The organism is Agromyces sp. P2_B3, assembly GCF_056404815.1.
The window spans coordinates 254281-277279 of the sequence record NZ_JBFUDH010000004.1 but is presented as its reverse complement, the minus strand read 5'-3'; the positions used below and the strand labels follow the sequence as shown (position 1 = coordinate 277279).

At 71.8% G+C, this 22999-nt stretch carries 21 protein-coding genes; 12 read left to right on the top strand and 9 right to left on the bottom strand.

Annotation, left to right across the window (positions count from 1 at the left end; genetic code table 11):
• Positions 1-6: 6 nt before the first annotated feature.
• Entirely contained in the window at positions 7-1563 is a 1557-nt protein-coding gene (locus tag AC1DZA_RS09440) for an FAD-dependent monooxygenase (RefSeq protein ID WP_476772537.1), read from the bottom strand.
• A 46-nt stretch (positions 1564-1609) separates the two neighbouring features.
• Between AC1DZA_RS09440 and AC1DZA_RS09435 the strand changes: the two genes are divergently transcribed.
• Positions 1610-2581, top strand: a complete 972-nt coding sequence (locus AC1DZA_RS09435) for a cation diffusion facilitator family transporter (RefSeq protein WP_476772536.1) — start codon at positions 1610-1612, stop codon at positions 2579-2581.
• 42 nt (positions 2582-2623) lie between these two features.
• The gene (locus AC1DZA_RS09430; RefSeq protein ID WP_476772535.1) at positions 2624-3916 is read left to right on the top strand and encodes an AI-2E family transporter; all 1293 of its coding nucleotides are present in this window, start codon (positions 2624-2626) and stop codon (positions 3914-3916) included.
• A gap of 40 nt (positions 3917-3956) precedes the next feature.
• On the opposite strand, the gene AC1DZA_RS09425 is transcribed toward AC1DZA_RS09430, so the two are convergent.
• On the bottom strand, positions 3957-4784 hold the full coding sequence (locus AC1DZA_RS09425) for a DNA/RNA non-specific endonuclease (protein ID WP_476772534.1): 828 nt from the start codon (positions 4782-4784) through the stop codon (positions 3957-3959).
• A 127-nt stretch (positions 4785-4911) separates the two neighbouring features.
• Between AC1DZA_RS09425 and AC1DZA_RS09420 the strand changes: the two genes are divergently transcribed.
• Positions 4912-6783 carry an alkyl/aryl-sulfatase gene (locus tag AC1DZA_RS09420; RefSeq protein ID WP_476772533.1) on the top strand — a complete coding sequence of 624 codons (1872 nt, stop codon included), beginning with the start codon at positions 4912-4914 and terminating at the stop codon, positions 6781-6783.
• An 86-nt stretch (positions 6784-6869) separates the two neighbouring features.
• Here the strand turns inward: AC1DZA_RS09420 and AC1DZA_RS09415 are convergent, their stop codons facing one another.
• Positions 6870-7712: a DNA/RNA non-specific endonuclease gene (locus AC1DZA_RS09415; RefSeq protein WP_476772532.1), complete on the bottom strand. Its 843-nt coding sequence runs from the start codon at positions 7710-7712 to the stop codon at positions 6870-6872.
• Positions 7713-7977: 265 nt separating this feature from the next.
• On the opposite strand from AC1DZA_RS09415, the gene AC1DZA_RS09410 reads away from it, so the two are divergent.
• From AC1DZA_RS09410 to AC1DZA_RS09390, 5 genes are all read left to right on the top strand, one after another.
• Entirely contained in the window at positions 7978-9363 is a 1386-nt protein-coding gene (locus AC1DZA_RS09410; protein WP_476772531.1) for a pyridoxal phosphate-dependent decarboxylase family protein, read from the top strand.
• Positions 9364-9496: 133 nt separating this feature from the next.
• Positions 9497-10360: an SDR family oxidoreductase gene (locus AC1DZA_RS09405; protein ID WP_476772530.1), complete on the top strand. Its 864-nt coding sequence runs from the start codon at positions 9497-9499 to the stop codon at positions 10358-10360.
• 177 nt (positions 10361-10537) lie between these two features.
• Positions 10538-11944, top strand: a complete 1407-nt coding sequence (locus AC1DZA_RS09400) for a ricin-type beta-trefoil lectin domain protein (RefSeq protein WP_476772529.1) — start codon at positions 10538-10540, stop codon at positions 11942-11944.
• Between the two features lie 126 nt (positions 11945-12070).
• Positions 12071-12427 carry an ArsR/SmtB family transcription factor gene (locus AC1DZA_RS09395; RefSeq protein ID WP_476772528.1) on the top strand — a complete coding sequence of 119 codons (357 nt, stop codon included), beginning with the start codon at positions 12071-12073 and terminating at the stop codon, positions 12425-12427.
• Positions 12424-12888, top strand: a complete 465-nt coding sequence (locus AC1DZA_RS09390) for an SRPBCC family protein (protein WP_476772527.1) — start codon at positions 12424-12426, stop codon at positions 12886-12888. Before AC1DZA_RS09395 ends, AC1DZA_RS09390 begins: the two co-directional genes overlap by 4 nt.
• A 136-nt stretch (positions 12889-13024) precedes the next feature.
• Here AC1DZA_RS09390 and AC1DZA_RS09385 read toward each other — a convergent pair whose 3' ends face one another.
• The 3 genes from AC1DZA_RS09385 to AC1DZA_RS09375 form a co-directional block, all read right to left on the bottom strand.
• Positions 13025-13948, bottom strand: coding sequence for an N-acetylglucosamine kinase (locus tag AC1DZA_RS09385; protein ID WP_476772526.1), 924 nt, complete (start codon positions 13946-13948; stop codon positions 13025-13027).
• A gap of 5 nt (positions 13949-13953) precedes the next feature.
• The gene (locus tag AC1DZA_RS09380) at positions 13954-14934 is read right to left on the bottom strand and encodes an acetylxylan esterase (protein ID WP_476772525.1); all 981 of its coding nucleotides are present in this window, start codon (positions 14932-14934) and stop codon (positions 13954-13956) included.
• Between the two features lie 222 nt (positions 14935-15156).
• Positions 15157-16239, bottom strand: a complete 1083-nt coding sequence (locus tag AC1DZA_RS09375) for a ThuA domain-containing protein (protein ID WP_476772524.1) — start codon at positions 16237-16239, stop codon at positions 15157-15159.
• Positions 16240-16500: 261 nt separating this feature from the next.
• On the opposite strand from AC1DZA_RS09375, the gene AC1DZA_RS09370 reads away from it, so the two are divergent.
• The 3 genes from AC1DZA_RS09370 to AC1DZA_RS09360 are packed head-to-tail and all read left to right on the top strand — an operon-like array spanning position 16501 to position 18561.
• Positions 16501-16845 carry a cupin domain-containing protein gene (locus AC1DZA_RS09370; RefSeq protein WP_476772523.1) on the top strand — a complete coding sequence of 115 codons (345 nt, stop codon included), beginning with the start codon at positions 16501-16503 and terminating at the stop codon, positions 16843-16845.
• A gap of 55 nt (positions 16846-16900) precedes the next feature.
• Positions 16901-17764, top strand: coding sequence for a carbohydrate kinase family protein (locus tag AC1DZA_RS09365; RefSeq protein WP_476772522.1), 864 nt, complete (start codon positions 16901-16903; stop codon positions 17762-17764).
• A complete protein-coding gene (locus tag AC1DZA_RS09360; RefSeq protein WP_476772521.1) occupies positions 17761-18561 on the top strand; it encodes a hypothetical protein in 801 nt (266 codons plus the stop codon). Before AC1DZA_RS09365 ends, AC1DZA_RS09360 begins: the two co-directional genes overlap by 4 nt.
• Before the next feature lie 30 nt (positions 18562-18591).
• Here AC1DZA_RS09360 and AC1DZA_RS09355 read toward each other — a convergent pair whose 3' ends face one another.
• The gene (locus AC1DZA_RS09355) at positions 18592-20889 is read right to left on the bottom strand and encodes an LLM class flavin-dependent oxidoreductase (RefSeq protein ID WP_476772520.1); all 2298 of its coding nucleotides are present in this window, start codon (positions 20887-20889) and stop codon (positions 18592-18594) included.
• Positions 20890-20996: 107 nt separating this feature from the next.
• Between AC1DZA_RS09355 and AC1DZA_RS09350 the strand changes: the two genes are divergently transcribed.
• Positions 20997-21395, top strand: a complete 399-nt coding sequence (locus AC1DZA_RS09350; protein ID WP_476772519.1) for a winged helix-turn-helix transcriptional regulator — start codon at positions 20997-20999, stop codon at positions 21393-21395.
• An 80-nt stretch (positions 21396-21475) separates the two neighbouring features.
• On the opposite strand, the gene AC1DZA_RS09345 is transcribed toward AC1DZA_RS09350, so the two are convergent.
• On the bottom strand, positions 21476-22393 hold the full coding sequence (locus AC1DZA_RS09345; RefSeq protein WP_476772518.1) for a DNA-3-methyladenine glycosylase family protein: 918 nt from the start codon (positions 22391-22393) through the stop codon (positions 21476-21478).
• 58 nt (positions 22394-22451) lie between these two features.
• On the bottom strand, positions 22452-22982 hold the full coding sequence (locus AC1DZA_RS09340) for a flavodoxin family protein (protein WP_476772517.1): 531 nt from the start codon (positions 22980-22982) through the stop codon (positions 22452-22454).
• Positions 22983-22999: the final 17 nt, after the last annotated feature.

Below are 22999 nucleotides of genomic sequence, written 5' to 3'. Positions count from 1 at the left end.
GCCGACTCAGCCCGCGAGCTGTTCACGGAAGGCGGCCGGGCCGCCGGGAACGGCGCGAGCGGATGCCGCGGCCGCGACGAACCCGTCGGGCCGCACGAGGTAGACGAGCGACGGGTCGAGGCGCCCGTGCGGATCGGGCGGGAACGCGTGCCACTCGAGTCCGAGCGTCTCCGCGATCGCGCGAACCTCGGGCTCGTAGACGCCGTACCCGTGCACCTGCCAGGTGAACGCCCGCAGCGGGGCGAAGTTGCCGACGTCGCCGCCCAACCATGGCAGCCGCCGCCCGACGACGCGGTCACGGCCCGACGACGCGCGCGGCGACATCCGGTAGTGGATGCGGGTCTGCGACAGGTAGCCGAAGACGCGGCGGCCGCCGATCAGGCGCGGCAGCAGCCGCACGGCGACGGGCCCGATCACGGGCACGACCCGGCCTCGCACGAACCGCGCGAGCCGGCCGCCCGCCGTCACGACCCCGAACATGCGGTCCGTCGTGTCGACGAGGACGCGTCCGACCGGGCGGCGCTCGGCCTCGTAGCGGTCGAGGCGCGCATCGGGCATGCCGCGCAGGAGCACGTCGGCGAACGCGCATGCCAGATTGTGGGCCTCCTGCAGTCCGGTGTTCATGCCCTGCGCTCCGACCGGCGAGTGGATGTGCGCCGCATCGCCGACGAGGAAGCACGGTCCGACCCGGAACCGCTTCGCGAGCCGGTGATGCAGCCGGTACTGCGAGAACCAGGCCGAGTCCGTGTAGGCGACGCCGAACTCCCGGCGCACCAGCCCCTTCACGGTGTCCTCGGCGAGTTCGCCGGCCGCGTCAAGGTCGCGGTCGCGCACGACGCCGAGCAGGCGCATCCGGCCCACACCCATCGGGAACCCGAGCAGGAAGTGCTCGGCCGTGATGCGGATGTTGATGGCCCCCTCGACGAGACCCGTCACGCCCGCGGCATCCGTCACGTAGAAGCTGTGCTCATTGGTCACGCCCTCGAACGGCACGCCGAGCGTCTCGCGCACCGGCGAGTGCGCGCCGTCGGCCCCCACGCAGTAGCGGGCGCGCACCGTGACCGGCCCGTCGGGGCCGTCGAGGGTCGCGACGACGGATGCCGCACCGGCGCGTTGGCCGTCACCCCCGTCGCCGCCGGCCACGACGTCGAGCCGCGTGAGCCGGTGGCCCCAGCGCACCTCGCGGCCGAGGCCGGTGAGCGCGTCGACGAGCATCCGTTCGTTGCGGCTCTGCTCGAAGACCGTGACCTCCAGGTAGGGGCTCACGCCCTCGCCGATCCCGCGCAGCTCGACCCGCCCGAACGGGCGGCTGCCCGCACCAGGCACGACCGCGGTGGCCGGCGACCGCTCGGCGAGCACCCGGTCGACGAGGCCGAGTTGGTCGTAGAGCTCCATGGTGCGCGCCTGCACCGCGAGCGCCCGCGACTCGCGCGTCGGACCCGACTTGCCGTCGACGATGATCGCGTCGACCCCGAGCCGTGCGAGCACCACCGCGAGCATGAGGCCGCTCGGCCCGGCGCCCACGATGAGCACGTCGGCCTGGAGTTCCGCACTCGCAGCCATGCCTCCACTGTGGCACCGGCGCGGCATCCGATGCCAGACTCGGACGATGACGGCGGATCGATCCGAGCAGCCCGCGAAGCCCGGTGCCGCGCCGCCCGCCGAGCAACCCGCCGAGAGCCTCGTCACCGTGATCGTGGCCCTCGTCGTGAACGCGCTCATCGCGGCCGCGAAGTCGTTCGCGGCCGTCATCACGGGGTCGGCGTCGATGGTCGCCGAGGCCGCGCACTCGTGGGCCGACACCGGCAACGAAGTGCTCCTCGTCATCGCCCAGCGCCGATCGCGTCGACCGGCCGACGCGCGGCATCCGCTCGGCTTCGGCAAGGACGCCTACATCTGGTCGATGTTCGCGGCCTTCGGGCTGTTCACCGCGGGGGCCGTCGTCTCGATCCAGCACGGCATCTCCGAGCTCGTCGACCCCGAGCCGGCGAGCGACTACGGCGTCGCCTACACGGTGCTCGGCATCTCGTTCGTGCTCGAGGGCATCTCGTTCATCCGCGCCTTCCGGCAGGCGCGCACCGACGCCCGGCGACGCGACGTCGCCACCCTCGAGCACGTCGCACGCAGCTCGAACCCGACCCTGCGCGCCGTCTTCGCCGAGGACGCGGCGGCCCTCATCGGCCTGGTCATCGCGTTCTTCGGCGTCGGCCTGCACCAACTCACGGGCTCACCGGTCTACGACGCGATCGGCTCGCTCCTCGTGGGCGTGCTGCTCGGCATCGTCGCCGTGGTGCTCATCGCCCGCAACCGGGCCTTCCTCCTCGGCGAGGCGGTCGACGACGCGCTGCGCGACGCCGTGCGCGACGAGATCCTCGAGTCGCCCGAGATCGAACGGGTCGGGTTCCTGCACATGGAGTTCATCGGCCCCGGAACGGTGCTGCTGGTCGCGTCGGTCGACCTCGTCGACGATCGCAGCGAGGCGGATGCCGCACGCGAGCTGCGCCGGCTCGAATCGGAGCTCGTCCGGCGGCCGCACGTGGGCCGCGCCTTCCTGACGCTCGCCGCCCCCGAGGACGCATGACTCACGCGAACTGGATGATGCCGCCCGTGGCATCCGCTCGCTATGGTGGGCACGAGCGCGGGTCGGGGCGACCTGCTGATCGGAGTCCTCATGTGGTGGACCAAGAAGAAGACGCCGTCGCCTGAGGAGGCCGATGCGGCGGCCGACGCGGCGGAGGTCGCAGCCGCACAGGCTGCGGCCGAGTCGCTCGCGGCGACCTCGAAGCACCGCAACGCGTTCATCCTCATGGGCATCGGGGGCGCCGCCCTCGCGACCTTCGGCATCGCCGCGATCTCGGGCATCTTCGGCCCGGTCTTCTTCGCCCTCGTGCTCACGATCTGCGTACACCCGCTGCGGGTCTGGCTCGAGAAGCGCGGCGTGCCGCGCGGCATCGCCACCGGATCGGTGATCACCGCCGTGACCTTGCTGCTGCTCGCCTTCGGGTACCTCGTCCTCGTCGCGTTCGGTCAGTTCGCCGAGTTGCTGCCGCAGTTCAAGCCGCAGATCGTTGCCTTCGGTCAGGAAGTCGGGAAGTGGCTGTCGTCCATCGGGATCAGCTCCGGCGAGATCAGCGACATCGCCAAGGGCTTCGATCCGGGGCAGTTGGTCGGATTCGTCGGCGGGCTGGTCGGCGGGCTCACGGGCTGGATCACCCTCCTCGTCATCCTCTTCACGATGCTGCTGCTCATGGCCATGGACGCCGGGTTCGTGCCGACCGTGCTGCGGGAGCTCTACACCGTGCGGCCGCTCGTGGCGGTCTCACTGGTGAGCTACGGCAGCAACGTGCGGCGGTACATGGTCGTCACGACGGTGCTCGGCATCGCGCAGGGCATCGTCAACTGGATCGCGCTGCTCATCCTGCAGGTGCCTGGCGCGTTCATCTGGGGACTCCTCGCGTTCGTCTGCTCGTTCATCCCGAACATCGGCTACTTCATCGCGATCGTTCCGCCGATCATCTTCGGCGCGCTCGTGGGCGGCTGGCCGACCGTCATCGCCGTGATCGTGGTCTACGGCGTCATCAACGCCGTCATCCAGTCGGTCATCCAGCCGCGCGTGGTCGGCAAGGCCGTGAACCTCAGCCAGACCATCACGTTCTTCTCGGTGCTGTTCTGGGCGGTGGTCATCGGGCCGATCGGGGCGATCCTCGCGATTCCGCTCACCCTGATCGTGCGCCTGGTCCTGGTCGACACGAACCCCGCGATGAACTGGATCCGCCCGATGCTCGGTGAGCTCGACCAGACGCGGGAGATCATGGCCAAGTTCGACGCCGACGCGAAGGCCGCGCGCAAGGCGCGGAGGGCAGCCAAGCGCACGGCCGGCGGCGCCGATTCCGCGACGACGGGCGCACCCGCCTAGCCGAGTCGGAGCATTTCGGGCGTCGGTGCCGCCCGAGCGACTACAGCAGGATGTCGGCCGGCTGCTCGATGCGCCGCCACTCGAGCGCGGAGACCGCCTTCGGCATGCGGTCGGCCGCGACGAGGTCGGGCATGACGAGCCCCGTGGCGGCGGCGATGTCGGCGATCGGCACCTGGAAGGTGCGGAACGGGCCGAGCGGGGGCGCCTCCGCCAGAGCGGGCTCGCGCACCGCGCCGGTGTCCACGAGCGACGCCTGATCGACGACGAACCCGACGGCGGCGAGGCTGCCGCCGTCGCTCGTGCCGCCCGCGTCGCCGTTGCTGTTCCACGCGGCGATCTTCCAGAACCGCAGGGGTACGCGGATGCCGCGGTACGACGGGTCGCCGTCGCCCAGCACCGGCGCGGTGAAGACGCTGAGCCGCTGTCGGTACGCCCGCGCGTGCTCGAGCACGTGGTCCTCGAGGCCGAGCCACAGCTCCTTCGACTGGTTGAAGCCCGACGCCTGCGGCGCCGCGTTCGTGTAGCGGAACGTGTCGGAGTTGGCGCGCGCGGCCACCTCGGGCGGCCCCCACACCGGGTCGCGGCGGCGCACGAGGTGGCCGCGGTCGAGATCGTTGTCGGCATAGACGAGCGGCCCGGCCTGCCAGTCGGTGGGAATGCGGTCGTCGAACTGCCACCGGTCGCCCCGCTCCAGCTCGACGAGCGCGGCGCCGTCGACGTTGACCCCGGTGACCCGCGCGAGCCGCCGCACGGTGTCGAGCACCACCGTGAAGTGCACCGAGTCGAGTTCGACGGATGCCGCGGCATCAGCTTCGGACACTCGCGGCAACGGAGCCGCCACCCCCAGGAATTGCGCGTCGAAGCCCATGCGACCACTCGACCATGGGCCGCTGACAATCCGGCGGGAGTTCACGCGCCGGCTGTGGACTCCGCCCGCACGGCGACACGAGAATGGGCGAGCGGGCGATGGCCGCCCGCGAAGAGGGGATGCGCAGATGTCGGAATCGACGCCGAACAGCCACGACCAGGGGAACTCGAGCGGCGGGGGCTTCCCGTTCGAGGACCGACGCGACTTCGAGGATGCGGAGCGCGGGTTCATCGCCACGATCGAGCCCGGCGTGATCCGCGGCGCGGCCGGCAACGTGGTCTACGACATCGACGAGTTCGGGTTCCTCGACGCCGAAGGATCGCCGACGGTGCATCCGAGCCTCTGGCGACAGTCGCAGCTGGTGCAGAAGCACGGTCTGTTCGAGGTGGTCGAGGGCATCTACCAGGTGCGCAACTTCGACCTGTCGAACATCACGTTCGTCGAGGGCGACACGGGCGTCATCGTGATCGACCCGCTCATCTCCGCCGAGACGGCCGCGGCGGCGCTCGCCCTGTATCGCGAGCACCGCGGCGAGAAGCCCGTGGTCGCCGTGATCTACACGCACTCGCACATCGATCACTTCGGCGGCGTCAAGGGCGTCGTCTCGCAGGAGGAGGTCGACGCGGGCGTGCCGGTGATCGCACCCGCCGGATTCCTCGAGCACGCCATCTCCGAGAACGTCTACGCCGGCACGGCCATGGGCCGCCGCGCCGCGTACATGTACGGCGCGGCCCTCCCGCGCGGCGAGCGCGGCAGCGTGGGCGCCGGCCTCGGGCAGTCGACGTCGAACGGCACGGTCACGCTCATCGCGCCCACCGTGTACGTGACGCGAACCGGCGAGGAGCACACCATCGACGGCGTTCGCATCGTCTTCCAGATGGCGCCGGGCACCGAGGCGCCCTCCGAGATGCACTTCTACTTCCCCGATCGCAGGGCGCTCTGCATGGCCGAGAACGCCACGCACACGCTGCACAACCTGCTCACGCTCCGAGGCGCCGTGGTGCGCGACCCGCACGCGTGGGCCGGCTACCTCACCGAGGCGATCGAGACCTTCGCGGGCGAGGCCGAGGTCGCGTTCGCGTCGCACCACTGGCCGACCTGGGGCACCGAGCACATCGCCGAGTTCCTCTCCACCCAGCGGGACCTCTACGCCTACCTGCACGACCAGACGCTGCGGCTCCTCAACCAGGGCTACACCGGCACCGAGATCGCCGAGATGATCGAGCTGCCGCCGGCCATCGAGGCAGCCTGGAACACCCACGGCTACTACGGCTCGGTGAGCCACAACGTGAAGGCGATCTACCAGCGGTACATGGGCTGGTACGACGGCAACCCGTCGCACCTCTGGCAGCACACGCCGGTCGAGGCGGGCACACGGTACGTCGAGTTCATGGGCGGCGCGGACGCGGTCGTCGAGAAGGCGCGGGGCTCCTTCGAGTCCGGCGACCTTCGGTGGGCGGCCCAGGTGCTCGACCACGTCGTGTTCGCGCAGCCCGATCATGAGGGCGCGAAGGCGCTGCTCTCGGAGGTGCTCGAGCAACTCGGCTTCGGCAGCGAGAACGGCACGTGGCGAGCGGCATTCCTGTCGGGTTCGTTGGAGCTGCGGGGGGCGGCGTTCGGCACGCCCACGAACCCCGCGGCCGCCGACCTCCTCGCCCAGCTCACCCCGCAGCTCTTCTTCGATGCGATCGCGGTGCAGGTCGACGGGCCGAAGGCGTGGGACCTCGACCTCGCGACGAGGTGGACCTTCCCCGACCACGACGGCGAGACCTACCGGGTGACACTGCGGAACGGCGTGCTCACCGCCGCCCGCGACGGCAAGGGCGACGTCTCGCTCACGGTGACCGTGCCGAAGTCGGCCCTCGGCGGCCTCGCGACGGGAGACGTGCAGGCGGCGATGGCCGGCGGCCTCGTGCTCGACGGCGACGCGAGCGTGCTGCAGTCGGTGCTGGGCGTGCTCGACCCGGGCGACCCGGGCTTCAACATCGTCACCCCCTGACGGGCTCGGCCCGGGCCTGACGGACTCGGGCCCGAGCATGACCGAACGGATGCCGCGGCCGCGCGCCGCGGCATCCGTTCGCCTGCTCAGAGCAGGATGTCAGCGGCGGTCGTGAGTTCGCGCATGGCCGGCACGCCGCGGGGCAGGCTCTCGGCGGCGACGAGCTCGGGCATGGTCAGTCCGGTGAGCTCGGCGATGGCCGCGACGCGCACCTGGAACGTGCGGAACGGCCCGAGCGGCGGCGGAGCGCCGAGCTCCCGCGGCAGGAGGTCGACGTCGACGAGGGGCGACTGGTCGACGAGGAAGCCGGTCGTCGCGAGCGCATCGCCCGTGCTCCACGCGGCGACCTTCCAGAAGCGGAGGGGGATCCGGATGCCGCGATACGGCGGATCGTCGTCGGCGAGCACCGGGCCCGTGAACACGCTGAGCTTCAGCTGGTGCGCTCGCGCGTGCTCGAGGACGTGGTCTTCGAGTCCGACCCACAGCTCGTGCCCCTGGTTGAAGTCCGACGCCTGCGGGGCGGCGTTGGTGAAGTGGAACGTGGCGTCGTTCGCGCGGGCGGCCACCTCGGGATCGCCCCAGACGGGGTCGTTGCGCCGCACGAGGTGGCCCCGGTCGAGGTCGTTGTCGGCGTAGACCTCGGGGCCCGCCTGCAGCTCCTCGGGGATCCGCTCGTCGAACACCCAGCGGTCGCCGCGCGGCACCTTCGCGAGGCGCGCGCCGTCGATGTTCACCGCGGTCACGGCCGCGAGCCGCCGGGTCGTGTCGAGCACCACGGTGAAGTGCTCGTAGGCGAGTTCGACGGATGCCGCGGCCTGCACGTCGCCGAGACGCGGCATGTCGGCCGGCACGCCCAGGAACGCCGCGTCGAAGCCGGTCGCCGTCGCCGCCGCGACCGGGGCGTTCGGGATCACGGGATCGGGGTTCATGGCGTCCTCCTCGTTCACCCTCCGTTCGTGAGGGTTGCTCGCTCCCGGTATACGCTCCCCGAGGGCGCGCGGCATCAGGGACCGCCCCGAGCGGCAGGACAGCCCTGAACGGTCAATCGATGGCTTCCTGCGTCACGGGTCGCTTCGGCGCACCAGTTGTGCGCTCGTGGTCGGTTTCGTTGCGCGATTTTGCGAAACGGCCTCGTCGTGTGCAACGCTTTTCAGCGGCCTCGTCGTGCCCATTCTCCGAGAGGAACCCCTCACCATGACCGTAGACCTGCCCGAGGCGCGCATGCACGCGACCTCCGAGGAGACCACTCGCCTCGTCGACCTCGTGCTCGACTACTCCCGCCGGCGCATGCTCGCCACCGACACCCCGCTCGACAAGCCGATCTCCGCCTTCGAGCTCAACCGGCTCGCCGGCCGCACCATCGACGAGCACGGCATCGGCGCGGCCCGGGCCCTGTCGCTGTTCGAGCACGTGCTGGCGCCGGCCTGCATCACCACCGATCACCCCGGCTACCTGTCGTTCATCCCGACCGCCCCGACGAAGGCGGCCATCGCGTTCGACCTCGTCGTGTCGGCCAGCGCCCTCTACGGCGGTTCCTGGCTCGAGGGCGCCGGGGCCGTGCACGCCGAGAACGAGGTCCTCGCCTGGCTCGCGAACGAGTTCGGGCTCCCGGCCACCGCCGGCGGCGTCTTCGTGCAGGGCGGCACCCTCGGCAACCTCTCGGCGCTCGTCGCCGCGCGCGAGCACGCGCGGCTCGCCGTGCACGACGCCGGCGCGGAGATGCCCTCGCGGTGGAAGGTCGTGTGCAGCGCCGAGGCGCACTCCTCCATCGCCTCGGCCGCCCGGGTCATGGACGTCGACGTCGTGCCGGTGCGCCCGGGCGACGACGGGATGCTGCGGGGCGACGCCGTGCGTGCCGCACTCGAGGAGCACGGGGCATCCGTCTTCGCCGTGGTCGCCACCGCCGGCTCGACGAACTTCGGCATCGTCGACGACGTGGCGTCGATCGCAGCGCTCAAGCGGGACTTCGACTTCTGGCTGCACGTCGACGGCGCCTACGGCCTCGCCGCCATGCTGTCGCCGCTCGCGCGGCACCGGTTCGCGGGCGTCGAGCACGCGGACTCGGTCATCGTCGATCCGCACAAGTGGCTCTTCGCCCCGTTCGACGCGTGCGCCCTCATCTACCGCGATCCCGAGACCGGCCGCCGCGCGCACACGCAGCATGCCGAGTACCTCGACACCCTCACCGAGACCAGCGAGTGGAGCCCGTCCGACTACGCCGCGCACCTCACCCGCCGCGCCCGCGGCCTGCCGCTGTGGTTCTCGCTCGCCACGCACGGCGGCAGCGCCTACCGCGAGGCGATCTCGAGCTCGATCCAGCTGGCCCAGGACATCGCCCGCGAGATCGAGTCGCGCGATGAGCTTCGCCTCGTGCGCGACCCGCAGCTGTCCGTCGTGGTCTTCGAGCGCGAGGGCTGGTCGAAGGCTGACTACGACGCGTGGTCGGCCCGCCTCCTCGACGAGCAGCGCGCCTTCGTCACGCCGAGCTCGCACGGCGGCCGGCCGAACACGCGATTCGCGATCGTGAACCCGACGACGACGTTCGAGCGGCTCGTGGAGATCCTCGACTCGATGGCCTGAACCGGCGACGCTCCGGGGGGCGCCGCCGGGCGTTCCCCGGCGCTTGCCGCCGGCGCCGTCGAAGACGAGACTGGCGGCGAGCCAGGTCGGCAGCGGCCCCGGCTGACGGTCGCTGCCGCGGGGCGGAGGACCGATGAACGCGTCACAGCCCATGTCGGGTCGGATCGTCGTCGTCACCGGCGCGACCGGCGGGATCGGGAAGGCCACCGCGGCGGGCCTCGCGGCCCTCGGAGCTCGTGTCGGCATCGTCGGCAGGAGTCCCGACCGGCTTACGGCGACCGCCGCCGAACTGGGCGGCCTGGCCGGCCCCGGCCCGATCGACGTGTTCGCGGCCGACCTGTCGTCGCAGGAGCAGGTGCGCCGACTGGCCGCCGAACTCGAGGAGCGCTACCCGCGCATCGACGCGCTGGTCAACAACGTCGGCGGGTTCTGGGCCCACCGCCACGTCACGGCCGACGGCCTCGAGCTGACCTTCGCCCTCAACCACCTCGCGCCGTTCCTGCTCACGGGCCTCCTCATCGACCGGATGCGGGCGCACGGCGATGCCCGCATCGTCGCCGTGGCGTCGAGCGCGGAGTCGCTCGGCCGGATCGACTTCGACGACCTCCAGGGCACGCAGCGCTACTCCGGCCAGCGGGCGTACAACCAGGCCAAGCTCGCCGACCTGCTGTTCACCTTCGAGCTGGCGCGTCGGCTTCGCGGGACCACCGTCACCGCGAACGCCGTGCACCCGGGCGTGACCCGCACGGCCTTCGGCGCCGAGGACCAGGCACGGCTCTACGCCTCGATGGGCGGCCTCGCGCGCCCGTTCATGCGCTCCCCCGAGCGCGGCGCCGACACGGTCGTCTGGGCGGCGTCGTCGCCGGAGCTTGACGGGACGAGTGGGCAGTACTTCCATGACCGCCGCGCGAAGCGCCCGTCGCCGCGCGCGATCGACGAGACCACCGCGAAGCGGCTCTGGCGGGTCAGCGAGGAGCTCGTCGGCCTCACCTGGTGAACCGGGACGACCCCCGACGGATGCCGCGAGCCGGCGTGCTTCGCGAGCCCGCGGCATCCGGCCACCTGTTCGGAACCCCTTGCGGTCGACCGTCATCGTGTGAGAGTTTCGAGGCGATGTTGACGTCAACATCGTGAGCCCGCGGCGCATCGACGCGACGCGGATGATTGGAGACCGATGAGAAACGCACTCGGGATCGCCCTCGGGGCGGCCCTGCTGCTGGCAGGAGCGACGCCGCTCCCGGCCCTCGCCGCTCCCTCGACCGGCCCTACCGGTACGAGTGAGTTCCGCGGGGTCAACTGGGCCGATCCACGCGACAACTACGCCGACGACGAGGTCGTGCCCTCGGGGCTGAGCACCGACGACGACTACCGCACCACGTACCGCAAGGCGTCCGACCTCGTGCTCGAGTTCCGGCACGAGGTGGGCGCCAACACGGTGCGCCTGCCGATCAACCCGTCGAGCGTCGGCACCGACTGGTGGGAGTCCTACCAGGGCGCCATCGATGCGGCGACGCGGCACGGCTTCAAGGTGATCCTCAGCTACTGGGAGGGCGACGACGCGAAGGACGGGCGCGTCGACGACCAGGCCGCGTTCGACGCCATGTGGGACACCGTGGTCGACGAGTACGGCAAGAACCCGCAGGTCTACTACGAGCCCATGAACGAGCCGTTCGGTTACACGCTCGACGAGTGGGTGTCGCTCACCTCGGGCTGGCTCGACGACCACTCCGACGTGCCGCGAAAGCGCGTCATCATCTCGGGCACGGGCTACAACGACGACGTCACGGGCGTCGGTGCGGCCGAGGAGCTCGACGGCACGCTGCTGTCGCTGCACTTCTACGGGTTCTGGGCCGACCACACCACCGAGGAGGAGTGGAAGGCGAACCTGCTGCCGCGCATCGGCGAGTACGGCTGGCGCACGGTCGTCTCCGAGGCGGGATCGCCCATGACCACGGGCCTCAACTACGGCAACCACGAGGGCGACGTCTACACGTCGTACCTCGGCGCACTCACCGAGGTGGCCAGAGACCAGGGCATCGGCATCGTCTACTGGCCCGGCCTGCGCACGAACGACGCCTACTCGCTCACCGAGCTCGTCGGCGACGGCGACCTCGAGGTGACGAACGAGTCGGGGCTCGCCCAACTGCAGTGGGGCTGGGGACTCCTCAAGCAGGAGCAGCTCAACGACCGGCCGCCGGCCCCTCCCGGCGAGCCGCTCGTGAGCGTGCGCCACGGCGTCTGCGTCGACGTGCCCGGCTTCTCGACCACGGCGGGCACGACGCTGGGCCTCTGGTACTGCAACGGCGGCGGCAACCAGTCGTTCGACTGGACGGCCGAGCAGGAGCTCGCGATCTACGGCGACATGTGCGTCGAGCCGGTGGGCGGCGCCGTCGCCGGCAGCGCCGTGATGATCGCCGACTGCACCGGAGCCGTGGAGCAGCAGTGGCAGCTCAACGCCGACCAGACGATCAGCAGCGTCGCGGATGCCTCGCTGTGCCTGGCCACTCCCGAGAGCGAGTGGGGCGTGGCGCTCGCATCGTGCGACGCGTCGTCGACCACCCAGCAGTGGGCGCGCGGGTAGCGCTCGAGGCTGCGGACAAGTCAGGGCGCGCCCGTCTCCACCCGGGGGCGGGCGCGTTCGCGTGCGGCGGGGCCCACGCCATACCCGACATTGAACTTTCCGGTTCAGTGACGTACACTGAACCACATGGTTCAGCAACAGGCACTCGACCGGGCGTTCGGCGCCTTGGCCGACGAGACACGCCGCGGCATCCTGACCCGGCTCGGCGATGGGCCGGCCACCATCACCGAGCTCGCCACGCCGGCGGACATGACGCTCACCGGCATCCGGAAGCATGTCGACGTGCTCGAGGCCGCTGGGCTCGTCACCACCGAGAAGGTCGGCCGCGTGCGGCAGGTCCGTCTCGGCACCGAACGGTTGGACGACGCGATGGCATGGATCAGCTTCTACCAGCGGCTCTGGGAGCGGCGGCTCGACGGGCTCGAGGCCTACTTCACGTTGCGCAATGGCGCATCCGACGGAACGAAGGGAACGGAATCATGACGGAATTGGACACGAGCGAGACCATCGGCCTGCGGATGACGCGGCAGCTGCCCGCGACGCCCGAGGAGGTGTTCGACGCCTACACCGACGCCGAGCAGCAGAAGATCTGGTTCTCGATCCTCGACGAGGAGCCGGGCATCGTGGAGATCGAGGTCGACCTGCGGGTCGGCGGCACGCAGAAGGCCGTCTGGGGCCCCGATCGCGACACGCTCTTCACCGAGGTGCAGACCTTCCTCGAGATCGACCGGCCGCATCGGCTCGTCACCGAGTCGACGGGCAACGACCCGAGCGGCCAGACCATGACCACGCACATCGTCGTCACGTTCGAGCCGCACGACGGCGGCACGCTGGTGACGGTCGAGCAGACCGGCTTCCCCACACCCGAGATGCGCGACTTCTTCGAGACCATGGCCTGGGTCGGCGCGTTCGACCGCATCGAGGCGTACCTCACGCGGCGGTAGCGCGCGGCGCGTGCGCCGAGATGACGCGAATCGACCTTTCCGAGCGTGCGGAAGGTCGATTTGCGTCACCTCGCTGGCGAACGGGTGCAGGCGGCGGCGGCGCGTGCGGCGCGGCAGGGCCGGCGGGGCGCTGGGCCTAGTCGGTCGTCGCGGTCGTGATGTGGGCGGCGAGCGCGCTCGTGGGGGCGACGGCGGCGAGCGCGGCAGCGCCGTCGAGCGGATGCGCCTCCGCCACCCGCACGTCGGCCCCGGGCAGTGCCTCGTGCACGGCCGCCGAGAACGCCTCGGCGAGCACGGCTCCCCCGAACACGCCGCCGACCGCGCGGATGCGGGGCGCCGGGGCATCCGCTTCGCCCACTCGTCGAAGACCGGCGATGACGGATGCCGCGAGCTCACGAGCCCCGGCCGTCACGATCTCCATCGCGACCACGTCGCCATCCGCCGCCGCCTCGGCCACGGGGCGGGCGTAGGCGGCGATGCGCCCGACGCGCTCGGGGTCGGACTGCAGCTCGATGTACGCACGCTCGAGGTCGGGGAAGTCCGCCACCACGACCTCGGTCAACGCGGTGGGCCCGCCGCGGCCGTCGTGCGCGCGCATGACCGCGTCGAGCGCAGCCCGCCCGAGCCAGTAGCCGCTGCCCGCGTCGCCCATCAGGTAGCCCCAGCCGTCGACGCGCGCGATGTCGCTGCGTCCGACGGCGAGGGTGACGACGCCGGTGCCGGATGCCACGACCGCGCCCCGCTCGTCGCCGAGTGCGCCGAGGTACGCGGTGATCGAGTCGTGGGCGAGGCGCACGGCACGCACCCCGTGCTGCGATGCGGACGCGAGGAGGTAGCCGGCGTCGGACTCCTCCGACGTGAGTCCCGAGACCCCGAACCCGACCTCGTCGAACGCGTGGCCCGCCTCGGCGGCCTGGTCGACGACCTGCACGAGTTGCGGCAGCAGCGGCAGGTCGGTGCGGATGCCTGGCCCGGCCCACTCGCTGACGCCCGCAGCATCCGCGTGCCGCACCTTGATGCCCGACTGCCCGGCGTCGATCGCAAGCGTCCCCTGGCTCATGGCGCTCACGCCAGCCGCTCGGCGAGCCACGCGACCTGTCGGGGCCAGTGCGCGGCCGCGCCGCCCTCGTGCTCGTTGAACGGGTACTCGACGATGTCGGCCTCGACGGCCTCGCCCGCGCCCCAGTGGTTTCGCGCGGCGTACACCGTCGACGGCGGGCACACGGGGTCGAGCAGGCCCACCGAGAACAGGGCGGGGGCCGTCGCCCGCTTGGCGAAGTTGACACCGTCGAAGTACGACAGTGTCTCGAACGCCATGGGCCAGGCCTCGCGGTGCACCGAGAGGTAGCGCACGATCTCGTGGTACGGGTCGCGGTCGGTGAGGCCGACGGCGCGCTCGAAGTGGCAGAGGAACGGCACCTCGGGCATGGCGCCCACGAGTCCCTGCGACAGGCCGGCCACGGCGATCGCGATGCCGCCGCCCTGGCTGGCGCCCGCGACGGCGACGCGCTCGGCGTCGACGACGTCGAGCGACCGCACCGCGTCGAGGGCGAGCACCGCGTCGGTGAAGACCCGGCGGTAGAAGTAGGTGGCCGGGCTCTCGATGCCGCGCGTCATGAACCCGGGTGCCGAGGGGCCGGTGCCGTGCGGGTCGGGCGTGCCCCCACCCGTGCCCCAGCCGCTGCCCTGGCCGCGGGTGTCCATGAAGAAGTGCGCGTATCCGGATGCCGCCCACGCGAGTCGCTCGTGCGGGAGGCCGCGCCCGCCGTTGTAGCCGTTGTACTCGACCACCGTGGGCAGTGGACCCGTCGCACCGGCGGGAACCGTGAACCACGCCCGCACGGGGTCGCCGCCGAATCCGCTGAACGAGACGTCGAACACGTCGACGGCGGTGAGCGGAGACTCGACGCGCGTGAGCCGGGGCGCCTCCGCGAATGCGCGGGACTCGGCGAGGGTCGACGTCCAGAACGCGTCGAAGTCGTCGGGCTCGGCCACGATCGGGCGGTAGGCGCGCAGCTCGTCAACGGGCATGTCGAAACGGGGCACGGCTCATCCTTCAGGTCGACGTCGTCGCAGGTCCTCGCGCCGGCCTCCCGCTGGCGCGATGCCGCTCAGCGTAGCGAATCGCGGACGACGCGCCGCACGGCGGCGGCGCGTCGTCCGCGTCGGTTCAGGCGATCGTCGGCCCGTCAGGCTGCCCCGGCCCATCGCGGCCTGAATCCCGGTCATGCGCCTGAATCCTGGCCGGGACCGGTGGTCGTGACGACGTCAGCGGAGGGCCTCCTGCCACTCGATCAGGTCGGCGATCTTGGCGACGAGGACGTCGTCCTGGATGCCGTGCGCCTTCGCCCAGGCCTGCCGCAGCGTGGCGATCGCGGCGGCGTGGTCACCGGAATCCGCAGTCTCCTCCGCGTCGGCGAGCGAGCGGGCGACGTCGGCGCCGAGCTTCGCGTTCTTCACGGAGGCGGGAATGCCGCCGAGGAGCTCGTTCACCTCGCTGAAGGTCACGCAGTCGCCGCCGCCGGTCACGACGCCCGCGGTCCATTCGATGCCCGCGAGGATGTGCTCGAGGAAGAGCGGGTCAGCCCACGAGGCATCCGTGTGCCCGGCGCCCTCGTACCAGGAACGACCGCCCTCGAAGTTCTGGCACCAGGCGATCGGGTGGTCGGCGCCCATGGCGCCGCTGCCCGGGCTGTAGGTCGACTCGTCGAGCGTGATCAGCACGTGCACGTCGTCTCGCGGGTTCGTCGTGAAGTTGTACCACTCGTCGAACCGCACCCATTCGGCCGGCAGCATCGCCGTCGACGGATGGCCCGGGCTCTCGACGCGCATCGTGGCCGTCTGCTGCGCGGGGTGGTTGCGGAACCGCGCTCCGCCGCCGGTGAGTTCGCTGTACCAGGGAACCGTGTGCATCGAGTCGGTCGCGGCGTGCAGGCCGACGTAGCCGCCGCCGTCGTGGATGTAGCCCTGGAGGGCCGCGAGCTCGGTGTCGTTCAGCAGCCGGGGGCGAGTGGGGTCGAGGTTGTTCGTGGCGTCGACGGGCGACGCGAAGATGATCGACGCGTACTGCGAGAGGTCGGCGGCGGACGTGAACGGGGTCGTCGGGAGCGTGAGATCGGGCTGGCGCGAGTCCCAGACGTCGACGTCGAACCCGTGCTCCTCGCCCAGTCGGATCACGGCGAGGGTCGTGTCGTCGATGTGCGAGTGGCGGAAGCCGAGCGTCTGCCCGACGACGAGCACCTTGTACTCTTCAGGGCTCTCGGCGAAGGCGGGGGCTGCGGCGATGCCGACGGTTGCGGTGATTCCGATGGCGCATGCCCCGGTCATCACGTTTCGGACGAGTTGCTTCATCTGGTCGTTCTCCCCTTCGAGTTGGACCGTGCGGAAGGCCGCCTGCCACGCCGTGGCGATATATGTTGCCGCAGACGACATATGGTGTGGTGCCGACACTAACGCTGGCCGAATCCGTATGTCAATGGTCGCCTGTTCCTTAGCCGCGCATTCACTGAACGTCTTTTGCATGATGGCCGTCGGAACCCGCCTGCCCGGTGGCGGCATCCGGTGCCTCGCGTTATCGTGGCGCGCGTTCGACTCGACGGAGAGGAGAGGCCGGTGGTGCTCATCTATCAGCGGGCGGATGCCGCGACCGACGACGTGGGCTGGAACGACAACATCGAGGGGGCGTCCATCGGCTCGCAGGTGTCGCTGATCCTCGAGTACGAGTCGCGCGACGGAGCGGGGCCGCGGCTGCACCGGCATCCGTACACCGAGACGTTCGTGGTGCGCCACGGGCGGGCGCTGTTCACCGTGGGCGACGAGCGGCTCGAGGCATCCGGCGGCCAGGTGCTCGTCGTGCCGGCGTTCATGCCGCACAAGTTCGCGGTGATCGGCGGTGAGCCGTTCGTGTCGACGAACATCCACGCGAGCCCGACGTTCGAGACGGAGTGGCTCGAGTAGCGCGAGCGGCCGGGCGACCGCCGACGACCGCCGCGGGATCCGCCAGAATGAGCGGATGACCGATCACGTCTTCATCGCCGGGCCCGCCTCGTGGAACCGCATCGTCATGCTCGACCGCCTGCCCGAGCCGGTGCCGCACATGCAGTTCGCGCTCGACGAGTACGAGACGCTCGGCGCGACGTCGGCGGGCAAGGCGCTCGGATTCGTCGGGCTCGGCCGGCGCACGGTGCTGCACACCCTGCTCGGCGGCGATGTCGAGGGCGAGCGCGTTCGACGGCCGCTCACCGAGGCCGGCGTGGAGCTCGTCGAAGGCGACGGCGGCACGACCGAGCGCCACCTCAACCTCATGACGCCGGCGGGTGCTCGGGTGTCGCTCTACCTCGCGACGCCCCAGCTGCAGGACGACGAGCCGTCGCCCGAGGCGACCGCCGCGATGTCGGATGCCGCGGCGATCGTGCTCGACCTCGCCCCGGTCTCCCTCGGGCTCATCGACGCGGCGCGCGCCACCGGGCGCCCGATCTGGACCGACATCCACGACTACGACGGCGAGGCGGACTTCCACCGCCCGTTCATCGAGGCCGCCGACGTGATCTTCATGAACGCCGACCGCATCGGCGACGACCCGTTCCCGTTCATGGAGCAGTGCATCGAGGGCGGCGCGAAGCTCGTCGTGTGCACGCTCGGCGCGGAGGGCGCGGTGGCGGTCGACGAGCGGATGACGCGGCACGCCGTCGCCGCGGTCCCGGTCGAGGTGGTCGACACGAACGGCGCGGGCGATGCGTTCATGTCGGGCGTGCTCGACGCGACGCTCGCCGGGTCGCCGCTGCCCGACGCGCTGCGGGCGGGCGCACAGCACGCGGCATCCGTGCTCGCGACCCGGCACCTGCACCCGGTGCTCGACACGCTGCTCGGCGCGTGACCGCCACCCAGCCCCCGAGGGAGGTCTTCGCGGCGTTCGGCGCGACCGGGACGCCAGAGCGTCTGAGCGGCGGCCGCGGCCTGACGTGGCGCGCGGGCGGCGTCGTGATCCGACCGGCGGGCGATCCTGAGGAAGCCGTCTGGAAGTCCGGGATTCTCGCGGACCTCGAACGGACCGACGAGTTCACGGTTCCCCGGCCGATCCCCGACCGCTCGGGTGCGTGGGTGCACGACGGGTGGGAGGCATGGGAGTGGATGCCGGGCACGGCGGATGAGTCACGCGTCATCGACGTCATCCGGGCCGGTGCCGCGTTCCACCGCGCCATCGCATCCCTGCCGCAGCCCGGGTTCATCGCTCGATCCGATGACGCGTGGAGCCGGGCCGAGCGGATGGCGTGGGGCGAGGATCCGCTGCCGGCCGACGAGATGCTCGAGAAGCTCGCCGCCGAGTTCCGCCCAGTGGAGTCGGCGTCGCAAGTCATCCACGGCGACCTTCTCGGCAACGTGATGTTCGCGACGGGGCATCCGCCGGCGGTGATCGACTGGGCTCCGTACTGGCGGCCCGCCGGCACCGGCGCAGCGATCGCCGCGGTCGACGGCGCGTGCTGGCACGGGTATCCGCCCGCGCGTCTCGCAGACGATCACGGCATCCCCGAGTGGTCGCAGTTGCTCGTTCGCGCCCTGACCTTCCGCATCGCGACCTGGCACCTGCTCGGCTCCTGGAACGACGAGATGGCCGGTCGCCACGGTGCGACCGCGGATGCGGTGATCCTGCTCGCAGCGGCAACGGCCAGGTGAGCCCGAGCCGGAGCCGGAGCCGTGGTCGCCCTACGCCGGCCGGACGTTCGCGTTGTCGCGGAACAGGTTCCCGGGGTCGACCTGCGCCTTGATCGCGCGAAGCCGCGCGAGCGTCGCCGGCGGGTAGGCGGCCGCCACCGCGGCGTCGCCCTGCTCGGTCTCGAAGCTCACGTAGGCACCGTCGAGGTGCGGCCCGATGAGCTCGTTCCACTGCGCCGACGTCCCCTGCCGGCTCGATCCGAACGCCACCACCGAGAACTCCGCCGAGCGGTGGGCGAAGGCCGTGGCATCCGCCGGCACATCGTGCACGGCCCCGCCGACGGCGCGCAGCTGGAAGAAGTACGTCGCGCCGCTGTCGAGGAACCGGGCGGCATCACGGGCGAACTCGGGCGTGATGCGGCCGATGAGGCCGGTGCGCGCGGTGGGCTCGCCCTCGGCGGCGTGCGTCTCGTCCGACGCGTTCGAGATGACGGCGCGGTAGCTCGTGATGCGCACGTCCTGCCCCACGAGCGGCGCGGCTTCGGCGAGGGGCTGCAGCCGCGCCAGCACGAGGTCGGGGTCGTCGGAGTCGATCATCGCCATGACCTGGGCGACCCGCGGCTCCCCCGGTCGCGCGCCGCCGAGGATGAGGAAGCTCGTGAGGTCGCGCGGCGCGTCGACGACCCAGTCGCCCCACGCCTGCAGGAATCCGGCGGTGTCGCTCGCGTCGAACGCGAGCTGCGCGAAGCCGACGTCGCCGACCTCGTCGACCTCGAAGTCGAAGGCCGTGACGATGCCCACGTTCGCGCCGGCGCCGCGAACGGCCCAGAAGAGCTCCGGATGCCGCGTGGCATCCGCTCGCACGACCGAGCCGTCGGCCAGCACCACCTCGACGGCCCGCACGCGGTCGATGGTGAGGCCGTGCTCGCGCACGAGCCAGCCGATGCCGCCCGCGGTGGCGAGCCCGCCCACGCCGACGCCGCCGTAGTCGCCCGAGCTCAACGCCCACCCGCGCGACCCGAGGAAGGCGGCGACGTCCTTCCAGCGGGCGCCGGCGCCGATGCGCACGAGCCGGGCCGACTCGTCGAGCACCTCCATGGCATCGAGCCGGCCGAGGTCGATCACGATGCCGCCGTCGTTCGTGGAGCGTCCGCTGATGCCGTGGCCGCCGCTGCGCACGCCGAGCGGCACATCGCGGTTGTCCCGGGCGAAGGCGACGGCCTCCGCCACCTCGGCGGCGTCGCCCGGCCGGAGCACGAGGCCGGGGGCTCCACCGCGCATGTACGTGGACTTGACGCGCGCATACCCTGCGTCGCCCGGCTCGACGGCGTGGGCGGCGAGCGAGGCCGGCAGCGCGTCGTAGTCGATGCCGGGGCGACGCTTCGCGCGCACGGCAGTGCTGCGACCGACCCAGGTGGCTTCGGCGACGGTCGCGGCATCCGCTGATCGCAGCTCGCGTGCGACCGCCTCGCGCAACGCGGGCGCGACCTCCTCGGCGAAATGCTGCATCGTGGCCGGGTCGTCGCTCGCCAGGATGAACGTGCCGATGCCGTCGTCGACGACGAGCGGAAGCAGCTGCTCCACCCACTGCGCGGCGGGCCCGTCGAGGAATCCGCCGCCGCCCGCGCCTGCCGCCGCTCCCGCCGAGAACCGCCCGCCGATGTTCACGAGCCGGCGGATCTCGCGGGGGTCGCGCCCGGCGGCGAGCGCCGCCTCGTCGATCGTCGCGTTGCCCCGCGCGAGGTCGCCGGGTTGCAGGTAGGCGAGCGACGGCAGCCAGCCGTCGCCCTTCCGACCGATGAGGCGCAGCATCCGCGGCTTCAGGGCGCCGATCCAGATGGGGATGTTGTGCGCCGGCGCCGGCCCGCGCTTGGCGCCGTCGACACGGTGGTACCTGCCGTCGACCTCGAACCGGGCGCGCTCGCCCTGGTCCCAGATGCCGCGGATGATGTCGATGGCCTCCGAGAGCGCATCGACGGCCTGACCCGGCGTGAGCCTGCGGCCACCCATGGCGTCGATCGCGTCCCAGAAGCCGCCGGCCCCGAGGCCGAGCTCGAAGCGGCCCCCGCTCAGCAGGTCGAGGCTCGCGGCCGCGCGGGCCAGCACTGCCGGTGGCCGGAGCGGCACGTTGGTGACGTTCGCCGCCACGTGCACGCGTTCGGTGCGGGCAGCGACCCACGTGAGCAGCGTCGACGTGTCGTGGAATCGCGGCTGGTAGGGGTGGTCCTGGAACGTGACGAGGTCGTAGCCGGATGCCTCGGCGAGCTGCGCGAGGCGCACGGCCGCCTGCGGCGGGTCGTTCGCGGGGGTGATGAAGGTGCCGAACTGCAGCTCGTGGCCGTAGTGCATCGTGCTCCGATCCTTCGGTGCGGGCGGATGCCTCCATGCTGGCCCAGCCCGATCGGGAATGCACGGGGCGGGTAAGTCGCTTACTCCAAGTGAGTGATGGAGGTCCCATGCGCATGACCCTGGACGAGCGGATCCAGTCGCCCGACAGTACAGAGCGGCTGGCACGCACCGAGCGACTCGAGGAGCTCGGGCACATCGACGAGGCGGCGTGCCGCCGGTTCCAGTCGACCGTCGAGTTCGCAGGCCGAAAGTGGAACGCGGCAATCCTGCTCGCCGGCGTGCGGGGTGCCCGGCGGTTCTCCGAGTACCGGTCCGCGGTCACCGGCATCTCCGATCGCCTGCTCGCGACCCGCCTGCGTGAGCTCGAGGCCGAGGGCCTCATCGAGCGGCACGTGCGCGCGACCACTCCCGTGACGATCAGCTACACTCCGAGCACCGACGGCCTGCGGCTCATCGAGTTGCTGCAGCCGCTCACCGAGTGGGGGCTCGAACGAGCGGCGCGCTGACGCCGGTCACGGTCGCCGCGCGCTGACGCCGTAGCCGATGCATCGGGCGGATGCCGCGAGCCGACCCCGCGTCGACGAGCTCAGATCGCGCGGTGGTCGACGAACGACATGCGCGGCCCGCGCCGTGGACGCCCGCGCACGCCCTCGGCGCCGAGGAGCCGCACCACCCGGTAGCGGTGCCCCGCCCACGGCGCCATGGCCACGAGCATCTCGTCGTCGTCCATGTCGCGGCCCCACAGCGCGTGGCCGAGGTAGTTCGACAGGTGGTAGTCGCCCACCGAGAGCGCGTCGGCGTCGCCGAGGGCTCGTTGCGCCACCTCGGCGGCGGTCCACGCGCCGACGCCCGGCATGAGGGTCAGCCGCGCCGCGGCATCCGCCGGGCTCATCTCGACGGCCTGCTCGAGGCGCGCCGCGTAGCGGGCGGCATTCGCGATGGTGCGGGCGCGGCGCGGATCGACCCCGGCCTTGTGCCACTCCCAGGTGGGGATGGACATCCAGCCCTCGGGCGACGGCGCGACCCGCATCGTACGGGGGGTCGGACCGGGGGCGTCGTCGCCGAACCGCCACACGAGGCGTCGCCACGAGTCGTGCGCCTGCAGCGTGATCACCTTCTGCTCGAGGATGGCCGGCGCGAGCGCCTCGAACACGGCGCCCGTGCGCGGGATGCGCAGGCCGGGATTGCGCCGGTGGGCGTCGTCGAGCAGGCGGATGCCGGGCACGAACCCCGAGGGGTCGTCGCGGTCGCCGAGCAGGTCGGGTGCCGCCGCGACCCCGGTTGCCGCGCCCGGGCCCCAGCCTTCGCAGCGCAACGTGTCGGAGGCCGGCTGCGTGTAGCGCAGCGTCGCGACCCCGTCGGCGGTGCGGGTCGTGCGCCAGACCCCGCCGCTCGCGTCGCGCTGGTAGGTCGGGTCGGCCGGCCCACGGCGCAGTGCGGAGATGGTCTGGAGCAGGTCGGTCGGATGCCGCGGGCTCCAGGTCAGCTCGTGCTCGGCGATCACGGGTCCAGTGTGCACCACCCACCTGACAGCGGGACCGTCAGGGTGGGGCGGCGTTCGCTCATGGCTGCGACGCTCCAACGAGGCGGGCGAGGGAGCGACCCCACTCGCGCGCGCGTTCGAGCTCTCCCTCGACGAGCACGTTGTCGAGGTCGACCAGGAAGCACTCGGAGGGTGCGACGGGGCGGGAGGAACCGCTTCGGCGCATCCGCTTCTCGATCGCTGCCGACGCATCGCCGGCGAAGATGCGCGGGATGTCGGCACGGGTCGCGAAGGCCGCCCATGCCGTGGGCGGCGTCTCCAGCGCCTCGAGCCATTCCCGCACGCCGGGGGCGGACGCATCGGGCTCGAGCGCGAGGTGCTTCTCAGGGTCCTGAGCCCAGGTGGCGGCCTCCTCTCGCGACGACGCGCGCGGGAGCGAGTGGGCGTGCGTCGGTGCGCCGATGACGACGAGGTCGGCGTCGGCATTCACGACCGCGGAGACGAGGTCGACGCGGACGTCGAGATCGGCGGTGGCGAGGCCGTCGCCGATCGCCTCGGCGATGCGACGGGTGTTCCCGAACATCGACTCGTAGAGCACGAGCGTGGTCATGGCATCCTCCTCGACCG

Excerpts from the sequence above, each read along its gene's own strand:
- AC1DZA_RS09440 (WP_476772537.1), bottom strand. The coding sequence starts at position 1,563 with ATGGCTGCGAGTGCGGAACTCCAGGCCGACGTGCTCATCGTGGGCGCC.
- AC1DZA_RS09435 (WP_476772536.1), top strand. The coding sequence starts at position 1,610 with ATGACGGCGGATCGATCCGAGCAGCCCGCGAAGCCCGGTGCCGCGCCG.
- AC1DZA_RS09430 (WP_476772535.1), top strand. The coding sequence starts at position 2,624 with ATGGTGGGCACGAGCGCGGGTCGGGGCGACCTGCTGATCGGAGTCCTC.
- AC1DZA_RS09425 (WP_476772534.1), bottom strand. The coding sequence starts at position 4,784 with ATGGGCTTCGACGCGCAATTCCTGGGGGTGGCGGCTCCGTTGCCGCGA.
- AC1DZA_RS09420 (WP_476772533.1), top strand. The coding sequence starts at position 4,912 with ATGTCGGAATCGACGCCGAACAGCCACGACCAGGGGAACTCGAGCGGC.
- AC1DZA_RS09415 (WP_476772532.1), bottom strand. The coding sequence starts at position 7,712 with ATGAACCCCGATCCCGTGATCCCGAACGCCCCGGTCGCGGCGGCGACG.
- AC1DZA_RS09410 (WP_476772531.1), top strand. The coding sequence starts at position 7,978 with ATGACCGTAGACCTGCCCGAGGCGCGCATGCACGCGACCTCCGAGGAG.
- AC1DZA_RS09405 (WP_476772530.1), top strand. The coding sequence starts at position 9,497 with ATGAACGCGTCACAGCCCATGTCGGGTCGGATCGTCGTCGTCACCGGC.
- AC1DZA_RS09400 (WP_476772529.1), top strand. The coding sequence starts at position 10,538 with ATGAGAAACGCACTCGGGATCGCCCTCGGGGCGGCCCTGCTGCTGGCA.
- AC1DZA_RS09395 (WP_476772528.1), top strand. The coding sequence starts at position 12,071 with ATGGTTCAGCAACAGGCACTCGACCGGGCGTTCGGCGCCTTGGCCGAC.
- AC1DZA_RS09390 (WP_476772527.1), top strand. The coding sequence starts at position 12,424 with ATGACGGAATTGGACACGAGCGAGACCATCGGCCTGCGGATGACGCGG.
- AC1DZA_RS09385 (WP_476772526.1), bottom strand. The coding sequence starts at position 13,948 with ATGAGCCAGGGGACGCTTGCGATCGACGCCGGGCAGTCGGGCATCAAG.
- AC1DZA_RS09375 (WP_476772524.1), bottom strand. The coding sequence starts at position 16,239 with ATGAAGCAACTCGTCCGAAACGTGATGACCGGGGCATGCGCCATCGGA.
- AC1DZA_RS09365 (WP_476772522.1), top strand. The coding sequence starts at position 16,901 with ATGACCGATCACGTCTTCATCGCCGGGCCCGCCTCGTGGAACCGCATC.
- AC1DZA_RS09355 (WP_476772520.1), bottom strand. The coding sequence starts at position 20,889 with ATGCACTACGGCCACGAGCTGCAGTTCGGCACCTTCATCACCCCCGCG.
- AC1DZA_RS09350 (WP_476772519.1), top strand. The coding sequence starts at position 20,997 with ATGCGCATGACCCTGGACGAGCGGATCCAGTCGCCCGACAGTACAGAG.
- AC1DZA_RS09340 (WP_476772517.1), bottom strand. The coding sequence starts at position 22,982 with ATGACCACGCTCGTGCTCTACGAGTCGATGTTCGGGAACACCCGTCGC.